This window comes from Streptomyces sp. TG1A-8, assembly GCF_030499535.1.
Taxonomy (GTDB): domain Bacteria; phylum Actinomycetota; class Actinomycetes; order Streptomycetales; family Streptomycetaceae; genus Streptomyces.
Genome location: NZ_JASTLB010000001.1, coordinates 5,562,734 through 5,577,537 on the forward strand (window position 1 = coordinate 5,562,734; position 14,804 = coordinate 5,577,537).

Sequence of the window (14,804 nt, forward strand, 5' to 3'; positions counted from 1 at the left end):
ACCCGCACCGCGTGCGCCGGCGACGCCGACGGACGGGAGCGCGCCCCGCCCCCGCCGGCGCCTCGCCTTCTCCGACCCCGGCATCCGCCCCCGCCCGGCGCCGGGCAGCCGGCCGGACGCGGCCGCCGGGGCCGCGGCGGAGCGCACCCCGCGCCGGACCTCACGCCCGTCCGTCGTGGAAGCTGAACGCGCGTAGTGCGGGGGACGGTCGAGGACCGCACGGCCGAAAGGCACCCTTGCGCCGACCGTCCGTTCGGCCGAATACTCCCCCTCAGCGCTTGTCAGGGGCATGTACGTTCGGAACCCTGGTACCGACCCTGGCTGCGCCTCACGGGCCCCGACCCCACGCGGCCCCCGACTTCCCCTGGGAGGGAACGACAAGTGAGGATCAAGCGCACCACTCCTCGCGGCGGCACCGCCAGACGGACCCGGCTGATCGCCGTGGCCACCGGCTTCCTGGCCGCGGCCGCGTTCGCCGCCCCCACCGCAAACGCCAGCGACGTCCACACGTTCAGCGCCACCCAGCTCACCAAGGCCGGCGACTCCGTTCTCCAGGCCGACGTCCCGGGCACGGCCTGGGCGGTGGACAGCAAGACCAACCGTGTCGTCGTCACCGTCGACAGCACGGTGTCGCAGGCCGAGATCGCCAGGATCAAGAGCGAGGCCGGCAGCAACGCGGGGGCGCTGACCATCAAGCACACCCCCGGCAAGTTCAACAAGCTGATCACCGGTGGCGACGCCATCTACGGCGGCTCCTACCGCTGCTCGCTCGGCTTCAACGTGCACAGCGGCAGCACGTACTACTTCCTGACCGCGGGCCACTGCGGCGAGGTCGTCTCCACCTGGTACAGCAACTCCAGCAAGACCACGCTGCTCGGGACCAACGTCAACTACAGCTTCCCGGGCAACGACTACGCGCTGGTGCGCTACACCAACACCTCGATCGCGCACCCGAGCGCGGTCGGCAGCCAGACCATCACCAGCGCGGCCACGCCGAGCGTGGGCACGACGGTGTACCGCCGCGGCTCCACCACCGGTACGCACAGCGGCCGGGTCACCGCGCTGAACGCCACGGTCAACTACGGCAGCGGCGACATCGTCTCCGGTCTGATCCAGACCACGGTCTGCGCCGAGGGCGGCGACAGCGGCGGCCCGCTCTACGGCGGCTCCGTGGCCTACGGCCTGACCTCCGGCGGCAGCGGCGACTGCACCTCCGGCGGCACGACCTTCTTCCAGCCGGTCACCGAGGCGCTGAGCGCGTACGGCGTGAGCGTCGGCTGACGATCCCCCCACGGGACCGGGTCGAACCCCGGAACGGGCCCCCGCACGCAACCGGCGTGCGAGGGCCCAGTCCTGTCCGGACCGCACCGGTGGGCGGCCGCCCACCGAAGAGGGACGACTTTCGGCCAGGAGCGTCGGTGACGGTCCGTCGAGTGGTTACGCGTACGTAGTGTCTGCACTGCGCATCTCCCTGGGATGACTTCTCCTGCTGAGCGGAACGCGCGGTGTCCCCGTACGCGCGTCCGGAAGTCGACCTCGTGTGTCCCCTGCGGGCCCCGGAGCGGCGGGCGTCCGTCCAACCCTCCGGCCCGCGATTCCCCGCACGAACCGGGTCGCCCCCCCGCAGGAGGACATGAGGTGAAGCACCGACGCACAGCCGGACGGCGAGCCGCCGTGGCCGGCGCGGGAACCGCCGCACTCGTGGTCGCGGGTGCCGCCTTCCGGACCGCGAACGCCGGTGAGGCGGCGGATCCCCCCGCGGAACCGCGGTTTCCGTCCGCCCCGGCGGCCGGAAACCGCGCCCCGGCACTCACCGGGGACCTCGGCCCCGGTGCGGCGGGCGGCCACGACGACGCCCGGACGAGGCACCTCGTCGCCCACGTCCCCGCCGCCACCGCCGTCCGGTCCGTCCCGGCGGCCGGCGCCCGGACCGGAACCGTCGCCCACTCCCTCGCCGAACTCGACGACGCCCGCGCGACGCCCGAGAGGGGCGCGGCCGTCCCCGGCACCTCGTGGGTGACCGATCCGGTCATCGGCAAGGCCGCCGTCACCGCCGGCGCGACGGTCTCCGGCGCGCGGTGGGCAAACTCTCCGAGGTGGTCAGCGGACTCGGGGGCAAGGCCGAACTGCGGCGGATCGGAGGGAAGTGCGAACCCTCCGTGGCCGGTGGCGGCGCGATCACCGGCTCGGGCGGGCGCTGCCCACTCGGCTTCAACGTGGTCAAGGACGGACAGCCGTACCTCCTGACCGCGGGCCACTGCACCGGGGCCGTCTCCGACTGGTCGGACTCCGCCGGCAACCCGATCGGGCAGAACGAGCGGTCCGGCTTCCCGGGCGACGACTTCGGCCTGGTCAGGTACACGGCCCAGGTGGGCCACCCGGGCGAGGTCGACCTCTACGACGGCTCGGCCCGGCAGATCACCGGCGCGGCCGGGGCCACCGTCGGCGTGACGGTCACCCGCAGCGGCCCGACCACCCGGGTGCACGGCGGCACGGTCACCGACCTGGACGCCACCGTCAACTACGCGGAGAACTCCGTCGGCGGTCTGATCCAGACCGACGTGTGCGCCGGGCCCGGCGACAGCGGCGGTCCGCTCTTCGCGGGCGGCAGTGCCCTCGGCCTGACCTCCGGCGGCACCGGCGACTGCACCGCCGGTGGTACGACCTTCTTCCAGCCGGTACCCGAGGCCCTGCCGGCGGCGGGCACCCGGATCGGCTGACCCGGCCGCTCCCGCCTTCCGTGCGGCCCGCCCCGCGCACGAGGGCGGGATCGCGGGCGGCCGGCCCGGCCGCTCCCGCCGCCCGCGACCCGGGGGAGGGGCGCAGGGCCCGTGGCGGGAAGGGGGTCGTGGCACCGGAGCCCGTGACACCGGCCCCCGGGCGCCACAGCGGGCACGGACGCCACGGCGACTTTTTACTGACGCGTAACTTCACACTTGCACTACTCACCCGTAACTTGACGGGTGAACAGCATCCTCGTGATCCGGATCACTGGGTTAGGCCGTCGCACCTCCCCTGAGCCGCAAGGAGATCACACGATGCTGCCCTGGAAACGAGTGCTCAGACCGCTCGCCGCAGCGCTCCTCACCGCCGCCGTCGCCGTCGTCCCCGCCGCCACCGCCGACGCGTCGACCGGCGTACCCAGCAGCGGCTGGAACGACTGGTCCTGCAAGCCCTCCGCCGCCCATCCCCGCCCGGTCGTCCTCGTCCACGGCACCCTGGGCAACTCCGTCGACAACTGGCTGTCCCTCGCGCCCTACCTGGAGGACCGCGGGTACTGCCTCTACTCCCTGGACTACGGCCAGCTGCCCGGCGTGCCCCTCTTCCACGGCCTCGGCCCCATCGACAAGTCGGCCGAGCAGCTGTCCGCCTTCGTCGACCGGGTGCTCACCGCGACCGGAGCCGCCAGGGCCGACCTGGTCGGCCACTCCCAGGGCGGCATGATGCCCCGCTACTACCTGAAGTTCCTCGGCGGAGCCGCCAAGGTCAACGCCCTCGTCGGCATCGCCCCCGACAACCACGGCACCGACCTGAGCGGCCTGACCAACCTGCTGCCGTACTTCCCCGGCGCCGAGGGCCTGATCGAGGCCACCACTCCGGGCCTCGCCGACCAGATCACCGGCTCCGCCTTCCTGACCAAGCTCAACGCGGGCGGCGACACCGTCCCCAAAGTGCACTACACGGTCATCGCCACCCGGAACGACGAGGTGGCCACGCCCTGGCGCACCCAGTACCTGAGCGGCCCGGACGTCCGCAACGTGCTGCTCCAGGACCTGTGCCCGCTCGACCTGTCCGAACACGTGGCGATCGGCCTGTTCGACCGGATCGCCTTCCACGAGGTGGCCAACGCCCTCGACCCGGCCCACGCCACCGCCACCACCTGCGCGTCGGTCTTCGACTGAGCACGGCCGGGGGCCGTCCGGCCTGAGCCGCCGGACGGCCCCCGGGGTCCTGCCGTGCGGCGCTCAGCGACCGTGCCGCCCGCCGCCCGCCGCACGGCGCCGCACCGAGAGGAACAGCGCCGCCGACCCGAGCGCCAGCGCCGCCGCGCCGCCGGCCGCGGCGTACGAGGTGCCGGCCCCCGCGCCGGTCTCGGCGAGGTCCGCCGCGGCACCTGCGGTCTCCGGCGCGTTGCCGGCCGGGGCCGCCGCGGCCGGGGTGTGCGCCGCCGCGGGTCCCGCCGGCGTGCCCGCGTCGCCGTCGCCGTGTCCGTGGTGCTCGACCGTCGACCTGTCGGCGCCGGCCGCCACCTGCGCGTCGGAGGGCGCGGAGGCGACGGGTGCCGGGGTGGTCCCACCGGTCGTGCCGTCGGCCGCCGCACCGGCCCCGTCACCGTCGCCGGTGCCGCCGCCGAAGTCGACGTCGGAGCAGGAGTAGAACGCCTCCGGGCTGTCCGAACGCTGCCAGACCGCGTACAGCAGCTGCCTGCCGGTGCGCTGCGGGAGGGTGCCGGAGAAGGTGTAGAAGCCGTCCGCGGCGACCGGGTCGGTGACCGTCGCGACGGGATGCTCCAGGTCCAGGGCGGACCAGCCCAGCGGCTTCGCCGGGTCGTACCCGGGCCGGGTGAGGTACACCGTGAAGGTGCCCCGGTGCGGGGCGGTCACGCGGTACCTGAAGGCGTACGCGCCGCTGTGCACGCTCGTCGCCGGCCAGTCCGCGCGGGCCAGGTCGAGGCCCTTGAACTCGTCGTCGCCCGCGCTGCACAGCTCGCCGTCCGGGATCAGCTGCCGGTGCCGGCCGGCGGCGTCACCGATCCGGATGCCGTTCCAGTCGTACAGCGCCTGGGTGCCGCCGGCCGCCACCGCCGCCCGGCACGCCGCCGACCCGGGACTCTCCGGACCCTCCGCGTAGCACTGGCCGACCCGGCTGACCGGGTCGGCCATCGAGCCGTGCGCGGACGCGGGGGCGGCGGCGAGCGCGGCCAGCGCGAGCGGCACCGCACCGAGCACGGCGGCGACGGCGGCCTTGCGGCGAGCGGGCATGCGAACTCCTCGGAACGGTCCTCTGAGGTGGATCCCGTGGGCTGGATCCCGTGGGGGTGGTCAGAAGCTAACCCCGAGAAGGCGCGGAACCGCCTGTTCGAAGGCCGTGGGGGAGATCTTTATGGTCGCCTTAAGGACCGGATCAGGCTGCGCTCAGGCAGCGGGCGTCCCGGGGCGTGCCCGGGCCGGGCTCACCCGGCGGGCCACCAGGTGCGCGCGATGTCCTTGCGCACCTCCGGACGTGCCGCGGGGCGGTCCTCCGCCTCGTCGCGGCCCCGGCGGCCGTCCGTCCTCTTCAGGGGCTTCTGCACGGTCACACGGCGCATGGCTGCCTCCTTCGGCGCCCACCGGGTTCCGCGTCGTCACGGAGGTAGGCCCCCGGGGTGAGAATTCCTCATCGAAACGGCCGTGTCAGTGGCGGGTGTCACTCCGGGGGGCACGGTGATCGGGGGTGAGCGCCCGGTCGCGAACGGTGGCGGCGCGGACCGGGGCGCGCGGGCCGCCGCCCGGGGCGGCGTCAGGCCGTCAGGGTCCCGAAGCCGCCCCCGCGGGCCAGCGTCTCCAGTTCGGCCAGTGCGGCCAGGGCCGCGGAGGCGGCCCGGGGGTCCCGTTCCGCCAGGCCGCTCCCGGCGAACTCGTCCTCGTCCAGGCGCCGTACGTCCCTGCCGTCGGCGGAGCGCCACAGGTCCAGGTCGAGGTCCTCCACGACCAGTTCGGTGCCGGACAGGACCGCGGGGCGGGTGACGTCGCAGTACCAGCCCTTGACGGTGCCGTCCGCCGCGCGCACCTGCTTCACGGAGTACCACCGGTCCCGCCAGTAGTGCTCGGTGAACACGTCACCGGGCTCGAAGCGCACGAAGCCGAAGTCCCGCACGCCGTCGCCCGCCCACGGCGCGCGCACGGACACCCGGGTGCCGTCGTCGCCGAGCAGTTCCGCCGGATAACTGATCTTCGTCCGGCCGCCCTTGACCAGGACGACCGTCACCCGGGCCGGGCCCTCAGCCGATTTCGCGGACATAACGCACCTCCGTGGCGCAGACCTCGTAGCCGAGCCACCTGTTGACGGCGATCATGGGGTCGTTGCGGGCGTCGTTGCCGGTGAAGGCCTCGGTGAGACCCGCCGCGCGGGCCCGGTGCAGGGAGTGGGCCTTGGCGAGCTTGGCCAGACCGCGGCCGCGGTGGGCACGGGCGGTACCCGTCATCGCGGTGGCGTAGCGGGTGCAGCCGTCGGTGTGGGCCACGGTGAAGGCGGCCGGACGGCCGTCGACGACCGCCACCGTGGTCAGCTCGTGGTCGAGCAGCGGATGCCTCCAGTTCTGCTCGATCCACGCGTCGTAGTCGGTCAACTCCACGGCGGTCTCGCCGGGTTCGTCCGCCACCGTCTCCGCGTCCAGTTCGAACAACGGGCGCGGGTCGTCCGCGAAGTCGGCGGACGTGCGCAGCTCGACACCCGGCGGGACGGCGGGCGGCGGCGGAAGGGTGCCGTGTGCCAGGTCCAGGCGCAGGAAGTGGGCCGGGCGGCCCCTGGTGTAGCCGTGCCGCACGGCGAAGGCGTGGTGGGCCGGTCCGTCCAGGACCCAGGTGAACAGCTCCGTCGCACCGGCGGCGGCGAGGTGCTCCTCGGCGGCGCGCACCAGGAGCCCCCCGGCCCCGCGTCCGGTCCGGTCGGGTCGCACGTACACGTTGGCGTACCCCTGGCCCGGCCGGGGGCTGTCGTGCGCCAGGCCGGCCTGGGCCGTGCCGATCACCTCGCCGTCCTCCTCCGCGACGAGCGGGCGGAAGCGGGAGCCGGGACGGCTGCGGGTGACGAGGTGCCGGACCGAGTCCGGGGTGAACAGGATGTACGGGAGGGCGAGGCGGCGGACCCGGGCGAAGCCCTCGGTGTCGGCCGGTACGTCGGGACGCAGGTCGCGCACGATCACGGTCATGGGCAGGCACCGTACGCACGGGGACGCCGGGGCCGCCTCCCCTTTCCCGGGATGCCGCCGGCTTGGGTGAGGGACAATCGGCCTGTGAGCCTGAAGATCCACATCGATGACAGCGCGCCGCCGTACGAGCAGGTGCGGGCACAGATCTCCGAGCAGGCGCGGTCGGGGGCGCTGCCGGTGGGGCACCGGCTGCCGACCGTGCGCGGCCTGGCCGAGTCGCTGGGGCTCGCGGTGAACACGGTCGCCAAGGCGTACCGGGCGCTGGAGGGCGACGGGGTCGTCGAGACCCGGGGGCGCAACGGAACGTACGTCGCCGCCGCCGGTTCGGCCGCGGTGCGCGAGGCCTCCCTGGCCGCTCAGGCCTACGCCGAGCGGGTGCGGCGGCTCGGTCTGGGGCAGGAGGAGGCGCTGAGCGCCGTACGGGACGCCCTGCGGGCGGCCTACGGGGCGGGCTGAACCGGGCACCGGCTCAGCGCGGCCGTTCCGGCTCCGGGACCCGCGCCACCGTCAGGCCCGCCCCGGCCGCCGCCCTGCCGAAGGCCGCCGCGTCCGCCACCGCCGCCCCGCCCGGGTCGTTGTTGAAGTACGCGTACACGTCCCGGCCCCCGGGCCAGGCGCCCGCGACCCGGTCCGCCCAGGTCTCCAGCGACCGCCTGCCGTAGCGCGGCCAGGGCTGGGCGCGGCCCTGGTGGAAGCGGACGTAACCCCAGTCGGCGGTGCGCCACAGCGGGGTCGCCGGCCGGGCCCGGACGTCCGCCCAGCACAGGGCCGCTCCCCGGGCCGTCAGCACCCCGCGCACCCCGGCCGTCCACCACGAGGCGTGGCGCGGCTCCACCGCCACCCGCGTGCCCGGCGGGAAGCAGGCCAGGCAGGCGTCCAGCAGGGCAGGGTCGGCGCGCAGGGTCGGCGGGAGCTGGAGGAGCACCGGGCCGAGCCGGCCGCCCAGGCCCGCCGCGTGGGCCATCAGGCGGTGGACCGGTTCCCCGGGATCCTTCAGGCGCTTGACGTGGGTCAGGAAACGGCTGGCCTTGACGGCCACCACGAAGTCCGCGGGCACCCGCTCCCGCCAGGCGGCGAAGGTGTCGTACGACGGCAGCCGGTAGAAGGCGTTGTTGATCTCCACGGTCGCGAAGAGCCGCGTGTACTCCTCCAGCCACAGCCGCGCCGGGACCCCGGCCGGGTACACGCGCTCCCGCCAGTCCTTGTACTGCCACCCCGATGTGCCGGCGAACACGGTCATACGCCCATGGAAGCACCGGCGGCGGCCGTTACAGGTACAGCCCCGCGTCCGCCCCCTCCCGCGCGCCCGGCACCGACGTCGGCGCCGAGCCCCGGCGCAGCGCGTACAGCTCGGCCAGCGTCGCGCCCTCCCGGCCGACGCCCTCCTCCGTGCCGAGCCAGTCCACCGCCTCCCGGCGGGTCAGCGGGCCCACCTCGATGCGGGCCAGACAGCGCCCGGGGCGGACCACGGCCGGGTGCAGGCGCTCCAGGTCCTCGTTGGTGGTGACGCCGACCAGGACGTTGCGGCCCTGGCCGAGCAGGCCGTCGGTGAGGTTGAGCAGCCGGGACAGGGCCTGCCCCGCCGTGTGCTTGGCCTCGCCCCGGATCAGTTCGTCGCAGTCCTCCAGCAGGAGCAGCCGCCAGCGGCCCTTGCCCGCGCCGTCCTCCTCGCCGATCGCGATGTCCATCAGGTAGCCGACGTCGGAGAACAGCCGTTCCGGGTCCAGGACGCAGTCCACCTGGCACCAGTCGCGCCAGGAACGGGCGAGCGTGCGCAGCGCGGAGGTCTTGCCGGTGCCGGGCGGGCCGTGCAGGAGCAGCAGCCGGCCGGCGATGTCCTGCGGGGTGGTCTTCATCAGCCGGTCCATCGCGTCCGCCACCGGCGCCGTGTAGTTGGGCCGGACCTCGTCCCAGGTGCCCGCGGAGATCTGCCGGGTGGTGCGGTGCGGGCCGCGCCGGGGGGAGACGTACCAGAAGCCCATGGTGACGTTCTCCGGCTGCGGTTCGGGCTCGTCGGCCGCGCCCTCCGTGGCCCGGTCGAGGACCGACTGCGCCAGTTCGGCGCTGGTCGCGGTGACGGTGACGTCCGCGCCGCGGTTCCAGCGGGACACCAGCAGGGTCCAGCCGTCGCCCTCGGCGAGGGTCGCGCTGCGATCGTCGTCGCGGGCCACCCGCAGCACCCGGGCGCCCTCCGGCAGCAGGGTCGCGCCGGAGCGGACGCGGTCGATGTTCGCCGCGTGCGAGTACGGCTGCTCGCCCGTCGCGAAGCGGCCGAGGAACAGCGCGTCGACGACATCGGACGGCGAGTCGGAGTCGTCGACGTTGAGCCGGATCGGCAGAGCGTCGTGTGGGTTCGCAGACATGCCGCCATGATCCGGCACGGATGCGCTCCACGCACGGCATTTCCGCCGCTCGTCCCGGGGCGTCCCCACCGCATCCGCCGGGCGCCGCTTCCCGGCCGTGCCTTCCCCGCGGCGGAATTGACGGAGCATCAACACGACAGCGGTGAAAGCGCAATACGCGGGTGGGTGAACGTCCGGGGCCGATGTCGTCGAGAAGTCGTCGAGTCGGCAAAAGTTTTGACATGAACACTTCCCGTCAACGCGCGTAGCTGATACCTAAGTTGTCGCAGCGATCCTGCTAAAGGGAGGTGCCATGAGACGTTCCCGCGTCACGGCATACGTGACCTCGTTCCTACTCGCCACCGGCCTCGCCCTCACGGGGGCCGCCACCGCACAGGCCTCGACGGCCGTGAGCGGTGGGTATGTGGCACTGGGTGACTCCTATTCCTCCGGAGTCGGCTCGGGCAGCTACATCAGCTCCAGCGGTGACTGCGACCGCAGCACCAAGGCGTACCCGTACCTCTGGAACGCCGCGCACCAACCGTCCTCGTTCGCCTTCAACGCCTGCTCGGGCGCCAAGACGGGGGACGTGCTCGCCAATCAGCTCGGTTCGCTCAACTCCTCCACCGGCCTGGTCTCGATCAGCGTCGGCGGCAACGACGCCGGTTTCGCCGATGTCATGACGACCTGTGTGACCAGCTCGGACAACACCTGCGTCGCCAAGATCAACACCGCCATGTCGTACGTCGACACGACGCTGCCCGGCAAGCTCGACACCGTGTACAACGCGATCCGCGCGAAGGCCCCGTCCGCCCGCGTCGTCGTCGTCGGCTACCCCCGCTTCTACATGCTCGGGCAGACCTGCCTCGGCCTCTCCGAGACCAAGCGGTCCGCGATCAACGACGCGGCCGACCACATGGACAACGCCATCCAGAAGCGCGCACTGGACCACGGCTTCGTCTTCGGCGACGTCCGCACCACGTTCTCCGGCCACGAGATCTGCTCCGGCAGCTCCTGGCTGCACAGCGTCAACCTGCTCGACCTCACCGAGTCGTACCACCCCACCGCGGCCGGCCAGTCCAGCGGCTACCTGCCGGTGTTCACCAACGCGGCCTGAACCGGATGCGCGGGTCGCGCCGGTGAGCCGCACGGGCGGGCCGCGCGTGCGCCCGTCAATCGGTGGCTCCCCGCGGACCGGTCCGTCAGGGTGAACCGGCCGGGACCGGCCGCGGCGGACCCGGAGGCGAAGCGGCGGCGGAGGCCGCGTCCCCCGGGGCCTCCGCCGCCGTCGTGCGGGGCGCCGGGCCCGCCGAGGCCGGCCCGGCGCCCCGCACCGCGGGCGGTGCGGACACCCCCACGGCCGCGGAACCGGGGCGGCCGCCCGCGGGCCGGAGCGGCGGACCGCCGTCGCACCCGTCGTGCGGGACGCGGCGCCCGCCGGGCGACACGCCCTTGCGGCGACAGGGCTCGGCCCGTCCGCGACGTCACTCGCCGTGACCGCCGGACCCGGCGGCGGCCCGGCGCGACCCGCCGGTCGGCCCGTTGTCCAACTGACCCTGAAATTGGCCGGATTCGGAGAGTAGTCGACGAGGGATGGCCAACCGCCTTACGGGGAAGGTGAATCCTGTGGCCGAGATACACGGGTGCCCCACTGGGACGATAGGGTTACCCTGCCCGGGCCGGGTGGACTCGTACGGGTGGGGAGTGACATGGAGCAGATAACAGTGCGCAGCAGGGCCAGGATCCCTGCGATCACCTGCGGGAGCAGCGCGACCAGTTCGCGGCTCGACCGCCATCTGGCGGTGCTGGCGGGTCCCGCCATACCGCAGCGGGAGACCGTCGAGGCGACCTCCCTGATGCGTGAGCTGACGGCGCGTGACACCCCGCACCGGCGCAGCGACCGGGGACGGCGGGTCAGCGGCGTCTCCCTCTTCGCACCGCTGCGCCGGCTGCGCCGCTCGCTGTTCGGCGGGCACTGAGCGGCCGCCGCGCACCGGCACCCCCGGACGCCCTCCGGGGCCGCGCTCAGGCCACCGCACCGTCCCGGCGCAGTGCCGCGCTCTCGCCGTCCGTCATTCCCGCGGCGCGCAGCAGTGCCCCGGTGTGCTGACCCAGCGCGGGCACGCCACCCATGCGGGCCTCCTCTCCGCCCGGCAGGGTGAGAGGAGGCAGCAGCGCCCTCAGCGGCCCGGCCGGCGACCCCACCCGACGCCACCGCTCCCGGGCCGCCAGCTGCGGTTGCTCCGCCAGGTCGTGCACGTCCCTCAGCCGCGCACAGGCGATGCCCGCCTCCTCCAGCCGGGCCACCGCCCCGTCGGCGCCCAGGCCCCCAGCGGCCGTGCGACCGGCTGGTCCGTCCGCGCCCGGTGGGCCGCCCGCGCCGCGTTCGTCGCGCCGGCCGGATCCGTCCCCGGCTCCGGTCGGCCGATGACCCGCTTGGCCAGCCGCCGCCACTCCCGGTCGTTCTGCACCGACAGCAGCACCTGCCCGCCGTCCGCCGTCGGACAGGCGTCGTACGGCGCGATGACGGCGTGCGCGAGGCCGGTGCGCGCCGGGGGCTCGCCGCCGTGCATCGCGTGGTGCGGCGGATGCCCCGTCCACCCGGCCAGCGCCTCCAGCATCGACACCTCCACCGGCCCCCCGCCCGGTCGTGCCGCGCCGCACCAGCGCGGCCAGCCCCCGGAGAAGGCGTACGTGGCCGCCGCGATGTCCGCCACCGGGACGTCCGCCGTGACCGGCTGCCCGGGCGTGCCGGTCACGGACACCAGCCCGGCCTCGCACTGAGCCTTTTCCAACCTGGCCGTCAGCCCTGCTGAGCACCTCCAGTGGAACGTCCCGGGTCGCCGCGACCGACTAGGGACCTGCTGGTCAGGACTTCGTCGCCGGGCGGTGCGTTCAGCCGTCAGCAGGCTGGTGACCAGCGCGGACATCAGGTTGGAAAGGGCTCACTGCCGACCAGCCCGCTGGCACGGACCCGACACATCGCAGCCGGCCGGACGGTCGGGTAAGAACCCTCGTACCTGAGACAGCATCAGCTGTTATGCGATAAAGCCCCACGACAGCGATCCCACCCATCGATCTCTCACCTCGTAACGGCGGCTCACCCACCCACAAACAACCGCTGACCAGCACCAGAACACCCCACCCCGAAACACCACCGACTCTCACCACCACCGACACGAAACCGAGAGATCGCATCAGGATGCTGCGGAACCAAGGGCGAGGAGCGCCCGCAGGGGCCGGGCGGCCCGCAGGGTGCCCCGCCAGATCAGCGCCTTGCGGTAAGTGAGGGAGGGACTGACCGGGACAGCACTGACCCGGGGGTTACCGGCGAGAGCCCGGTCGGTACCCACCGACAGGGAGACGCCGACACCCGCCTCCACCAGAGCGACATGGAGGGCCCCGTCGTTGGTCGCGTACCGGGTGGTGAAGTCGATGCCCGCGGCATCGAACGCGGACTGCAGCCATGGCCGCAATCCGCTGTCCTGCCCGTAACTGATCAAAGTTTTTCCGGACAGCAGCTCGATGGGAATGCTTTTTCGGCCCGCCAGCGGAGAGTCCGCCGGGACGACGGCCACGATCTCGTCTTCGAGCATGACCACGCTGCGCAATCCTTCGGGCAGAGACCTCTCCGGAAGGGCCACCACGGCGGCGTCCAGCTCGCCGTTCTCGACGCGTGAGATGAGCTCGGCGCTGCGCCCGTCGACGAGTTGCACGGTGACGCCCGGGTACTGGCGGTGGAAGGCGCCCAGGAGCGTGGGCAGGCGGGTGTGCTCGACCCCGTCCACGGTGCCCAGGACGAGTGTGCCGGTGACCAGCGCGGTGCGGGAGGCGAACTCGGCGGTCACCCTGTCGGCGTCGGCGAGAGTCTGGGTGGCCATGGGAAGCAGCACCCGGCCTGCCTCGGTCAGGCGGACGCTGCGCGCGTTGCGTTCGAAGAGCGCTTCGCCGAGTTCCTTTTCCAGGGAGCGGATCTGGTGACTGACGGCGGGCTGTGCGACCGACAGCCGCTCGGCGGCACGGGTGAAGCTCTGCTCCTCGGCCACGGCAACGAAGAACCGCAAGGTTCTCAATTCCACGATCATTCACCTCGTTTATTGCTGACATCAAAAAATGGTCTTTGACCTCAGTGCTGTTTATCTTCACTGTAGAGGCATGACCGATGTGCAACAGGCGTCGAAGCGCCTTGACGGGGGCGACCCGAAAACTGCGGGCACCCCTGACCGGGCCGGACTCAGCAGCGGGCACGTGATGTGGATGTCGATCGCGGCCGGCGTGAGCGTCGCCAACGTCTACTACCTGCAGCCGCTATTGCGCCCGCTGGCCACCTCCTTCGGCGTCTCTGACGCGCTCGTCGGACTGCTGCCGATGATCACTATGGTGGGCTACGCGACAGGGCTGCTCCTGGTGGTGCCCGTCCTGGAAAGGTCCGGGCTGCACCGGCTGATGCGCTGGCTGAACGCGGGCAGGCTGATCGCCCTGGCTCTGGCGGCATCCGCGACTGGCTACCCGGTGTTCGCAGCGGCATCGGTGCTGCTGGGAGCAACGAGCGTGCTGGCACAGATCCTCATGCCGGCGGCCGCGTCGCTGGCGCCGCGGGAGGCCGTGGGGCGCACCACTGCGCGCATCACGGCCGGCCTCTTCGGCGGCATCGTGGGTGCCCGCGTCATCGCCGGGGCGCTCGACGGTCTCGTCGGCTGGCGTTCGGTGTATGTGCTGTCGGCACTGATGACGCTGGTCGTGCACCTCGCGCTGCGACGGTTGCCCGAGCCGCCCGTGCGCCACGGGCTGAGCTACCGGGCCCTTATGGCGTCGCTTCTTCCCCTCCTGCGCAGCGAGCGCGGTCTGCGTCGAGCGGCGCTCACCGCGGCCGCCGGTTTCGCCGCGTTCAACGTCTTCTGGACGGCGGTGACGTTGTATGTGACCGGTCCGGCGCACAACTGGTCGACGGCCGGTGCGGGGCTGCTGGGCTTGGTGGGCGTCATAGGCACCGCCACGGTGCTGGCCATCAGCCGGTTCCTCGACCGGGGGATGCAGCGGGGTCTCGCCGTGGCGGCCGCCGGTGTGATGGCTCTCGGTCTCCTCATCGCCGGTCCGTGGGGCTCCTCGGCCGGCGCGCTCATCGTCGGGGCACTGCTGCTGGACTCCGGTGCGCGCGTGAGCAACGTCGCCAATCAGACGCAGGCCCTCAGACAGCGCCCCGAGGCGCGCGCTCGCCTCAACACCCTTTACATGACCGCCTACTTCGCAGCCGGGTCCGTCGGTTCCGCGGCGGGGGCACTACTGTTCGCACACGCCGGCTGGACCCTCGCCGCCCTGGTCGCGGCGGCCCTGGCCACCCTCGGTGCCGCGCTCGCAGCCAGGGCGTAGCGAGGGGTTCGACAGCGTCCTCGATGCCGAGTACGCCCATCGGCACGCAGGCCCTGCCCAGCAGGACCGTGACCTGCGGCTTCATGTGCATGATGCACTACGGGCGCATTGGCGGTGCACTGACGGGCATGCGCCTCTGGTCCACCGGTTCTACGCTGATGGCATCCGAAGAATGCGAGCAG

Annotated in this window: 15 protein-coding genes and 2 pseudogenes; 8 read left to right on the top strand and 9 right to left on the bottom strand. The window is 73.2% G+C overall.

The features are described 5' to 3' along the window. The first annotated feature begins 381 nt into the window (after positions 1 to 381). The 3 genes and pseudogenes from QQY24_RS24435 (at position 382) to QQY24_RS24445 (ending at position 3,902) form a co-directional block, all read left to right on the top strand. Complete coding sequence (locus QQY24_RS24435) at positions 382 to 1,281, top strand: S1 family peptidase (protein ID WP_301974866.1); 900 nt, start codon at positions 382 to 384, stop codon at positions 1,279 to 1,281. 357 nt (positions 1,282 to 1,638) lie between these two features. After that, positions 1,639 to 2,720 (top strand): annotated as a pseudogene (locus QQY24_RS24440) (S1 family peptidase). Between the two features lie 318 nt (positions 2,721 to 3,038). After that, on the top strand, positions 3,039 to 3,902 hold the full coding sequence (locus QQY24_RS24445; RefSeq protein WP_301974868.1) for a triacylglycerol lipase: 864 nt from the start codon (positions 3,039 to 3,041) through the stop codon (positions 3,900 to 3,902). Between the two features lie 63 nt (positions 3,903 to 3,965). Here QQY24_RS24445 and QQY24_RS24450 read toward each other — a convergent pair whose 3' ends face one another. From QQY24_RS24450 to QQY24_RS24465, 4 genes are all read right to left on the bottom strand, one after another. After that, positions 3,966 to 4,982 (bottom strand): lytic polysaccharide monooxygenase, encoded by a 1,017-nt coding sequence (locus QQY24_RS24450; RefSeq protein WP_301974869.1) that lies wholly within the window; start codon positions 4,980 to 4,982, stop codon positions 3,966 to 3,968. Between the two features lie 191 nt (positions 4,983 to 5,173). Next, on the bottom strand, positions 5,174 to 5,308 hold the full coding sequence (locus tag QQY24_RS24455) for a hypothetical protein (RefSeq protein WP_301974870.1): 135 nt from the start codon (positions 5,306 to 5,308) through the stop codon (positions 5,174 to 5,176). A 191-nt stretch (positions 5,309 to 5,499) separates the two neighbouring features. Further along, a complete protein-coding gene (locus QQY24_RS24460; RefSeq protein ID WP_301974872.1) occupies positions 5,500 to 6,000 on the bottom strand; it encodes a DUF402 domain-containing protein in 501 nt (166 codons plus the stop codon). Then, complete coding sequence (locus QQY24_RS24465; RefSeq protein ID WP_301974873.1) at positions 5,981 to 6,910, bottom strand: GNAT family N-acetyltransferase; 930 nt, start codon at positions 6,908 to 6,910, stop codon at positions 5,981 to 5,983. Before QQY24_RS24465 ends, QQY24_RS24460 begins: the two co-directional genes overlap by 20 nt. 84 nt (positions 6,911 to 6,994) lie before the next feature. On the opposite strand from QQY24_RS24465, the gene QQY24_RS24470 reads away from it, so the two are divergent. After that, positions 6,995 to 7,366, top strand: coding sequence for a GntR family transcriptional regulator (locus tag QQY24_RS24470; RefSeq protein ID WP_301974875.1), 372 nt, complete (start codon positions 6,995 to 6,997; stop codon positions 7,364 to 7,366). A 13-nt stretch (positions 7,367 to 7,379) separates the two neighbouring features. Here QQY24_RS24470 and QQY24_RS24475 read toward each other — a convergent pair whose 3' ends face one another. Together QQY24_RS24475 and QQY24_RS24480 are read right to left on the bottom strand one after the other, a co-directional pair. Next, a complete protein-coding gene (locus tag QQY24_RS24475; RefSeq protein WP_301974876.1) occupies positions 7,380 to 8,150 on the bottom strand; it encodes a DUF72 domain-containing protein in 771 nt (256 codons plus the stop codon). A gap of 28 nt (positions 8,151 to 8,178) precedes the next feature. Continuing rightward, a complete protein-coding gene (locus tag QQY24_RS24480) occupies positions 8,179 to 9,273 on the bottom strand; it encodes a DUF5925 domain-containing protein (protein ID WP_301974877.1) in 1,095 nt (364 codons plus the stop codon). A gap of 292 nt (positions 9,274 to 9,565) precedes the next feature. On the opposite strand from QQY24_RS24480, the gene QQY24_RS24485 reads away from it, so the two are divergent. From QQY24_RS24485 to QQY24_RS24495, 3 genes and pseudogenes are all read left to right on the top strand, one after another. Further along, positions 9,566 to 10,369 carry an SGNH/GDSL hydrolase family protein gene (locus QQY24_RS24485; RefSeq protein ID WP_301974878.1) on the top strand — a complete coding sequence of 268 codons (804 nt, stop codon included), beginning with the start codon at positions 9,566 to 9,568 and terminating at the stop codon, positions 10,367 to 10,369. Between the two features lie 334 nt (positions 10,370 to 10,703). Then, a pseudogene (locus QQY24_RS24490) lies at positions 10,704 to 10,835 on the top strand (anti-sigma factor); the annotation flags it as partial. Positions 10,836 to 10,961: 126 nt separating this feature from the next. Then, positions 10,962 to 11,231: a hypothetical protein gene (locus tag QQY24_RS24495; protein ID WP_301974879.1), complete on the top strand. Its 270-nt coding sequence runs from the start codon at positions 10,962 to 10,964 to the stop codon at positions 11,229 to 11,231. A gap of 46 nt (positions 11,232 to 11,277) precedes the next feature. On the opposite strand, the gene QQY24_RS24500 is transcribed toward QQY24_RS24495, so the two are convergent. The 3 genes from QQY24_RS24500 to QQY24_RS24510 form a co-directional block, all read right to left on the bottom strand. Further along, positions 11,278 to 11,559, bottom strand: coding sequence for a CoA transferase (locus QQY24_RS24500; RefSeq protein WP_301974880.1), 282 nt, complete (start codon positions 11,557 to 11,559; stop codon positions 11,278 to 11,280). Then, a complete protein-coding gene (locus QQY24_RS24505; protein ID WP_301974881.1) occupies positions 11,517 to 12,047 on the bottom strand; it encodes a CoA transferase in 531 nt (176 codons plus the stop codon). The genes QQY24_RS24500 and QQY24_RS24505 overlap by 43 nt, the downstream gene beginning before the upstream one ends. 402 nt (positions 12,048 to 12,449) lie before the next feature. Then, the gene (locus QQY24_RS24510; protein WP_301974882.1) at positions 12,450 to 13,331 is read right to left on the bottom strand and encodes a LysR family transcriptional regulator; all 882 of its coding nucleotides are present in this window, start codon (positions 13,329 to 13,331) and stop codon (positions 12,450 to 12,452) included. 76 nt (positions 13,332 to 13,407) lie between these two features. Between QQY24_RS24510 and QQY24_RS24515 the strand changes: the two genes are divergently transcribed. Further along, entirely contained in the window at positions 13,408 to 14,622 is a 1,215-nt protein-coding gene (locus QQY24_RS24515; RefSeq protein ID WP_301974883.1) for an MFS transporter, read from the top strand. Positions 14,623 to 14,804: the final 182 nt, after the last annotated feature.

Bases quoted from the DNA above. Each gene is read 5' to 3' on its own strand.
- QQY24_RS24445 (WP_301974868.1), top strand. From the start codon at position 3,039: ATGCTGCCCTGGAAACGAGTGCTCAGACCGCTCGCCGCAGCGCTCCTC.
- QQY24_RS24450 (WP_301974869.1), bottom strand. From the start codon at position 4,982: ATGCCCGCTCGCCGCAAGGCCGCCGTCGCCGCCGTGCTCGGTGCGGTG.
- QQY24_RS24455 (WP_301974870.1), bottom strand. From the start codon at position 5,308: ATGCGCCGTGTGACCGTGCAGAAGCCCCTGAAGAGGACGGACGGCCGC.
- QQY24_RS24460 (WP_301974872.1), bottom strand. From the start codon at position 6,000: ATGTCCGCGAAATCGGCTGAGGGCCCGGCCCGGGTGACGGTCGTCCTG.
- QQY24_RS24465 (WP_301974873.1), bottom strand. From the start codon at position 6,910: ATGACCGTGATCGTGCGCGACCTGCGTCCCGACGTACCGGCCGACACC.
- QQY24_RS24475 (WP_301974876.1), bottom strand. From the start codon at position 8,150: ATGACCGTGTTCGCCGGCACATCGGGGTGGCAGTACAAGGACTGGCGG.
- QQY24_RS24480 (WP_301974877.1), bottom strand. From the start codon at position 9,273: ATGTCTGCGAACCCACACGACGCTCTGCCGATCCGGCTCAACGTCGAC.
- QQY24_RS24485 (WP_301974878.1), top strand. From the start codon at position 9,566: ATGAGACGTTCCCGCGTCACGGCATACGTGACCTCGTTCCTACTCGCC.
- QQY24_RS24495 (WP_301974879.1), top strand. From the start codon at position 10,962: ATGGAGCAGATAACAGTGCGCAGCAGGGCCAGGATCCCTGCGATCACC.
- QQY24_RS24515 (WP_301974883.1), top strand. From the start codon at position 13,408: ATGACCGATGTGCAACAGGCGTCGAAGCGCCTTGACGGGGGCGACCCG.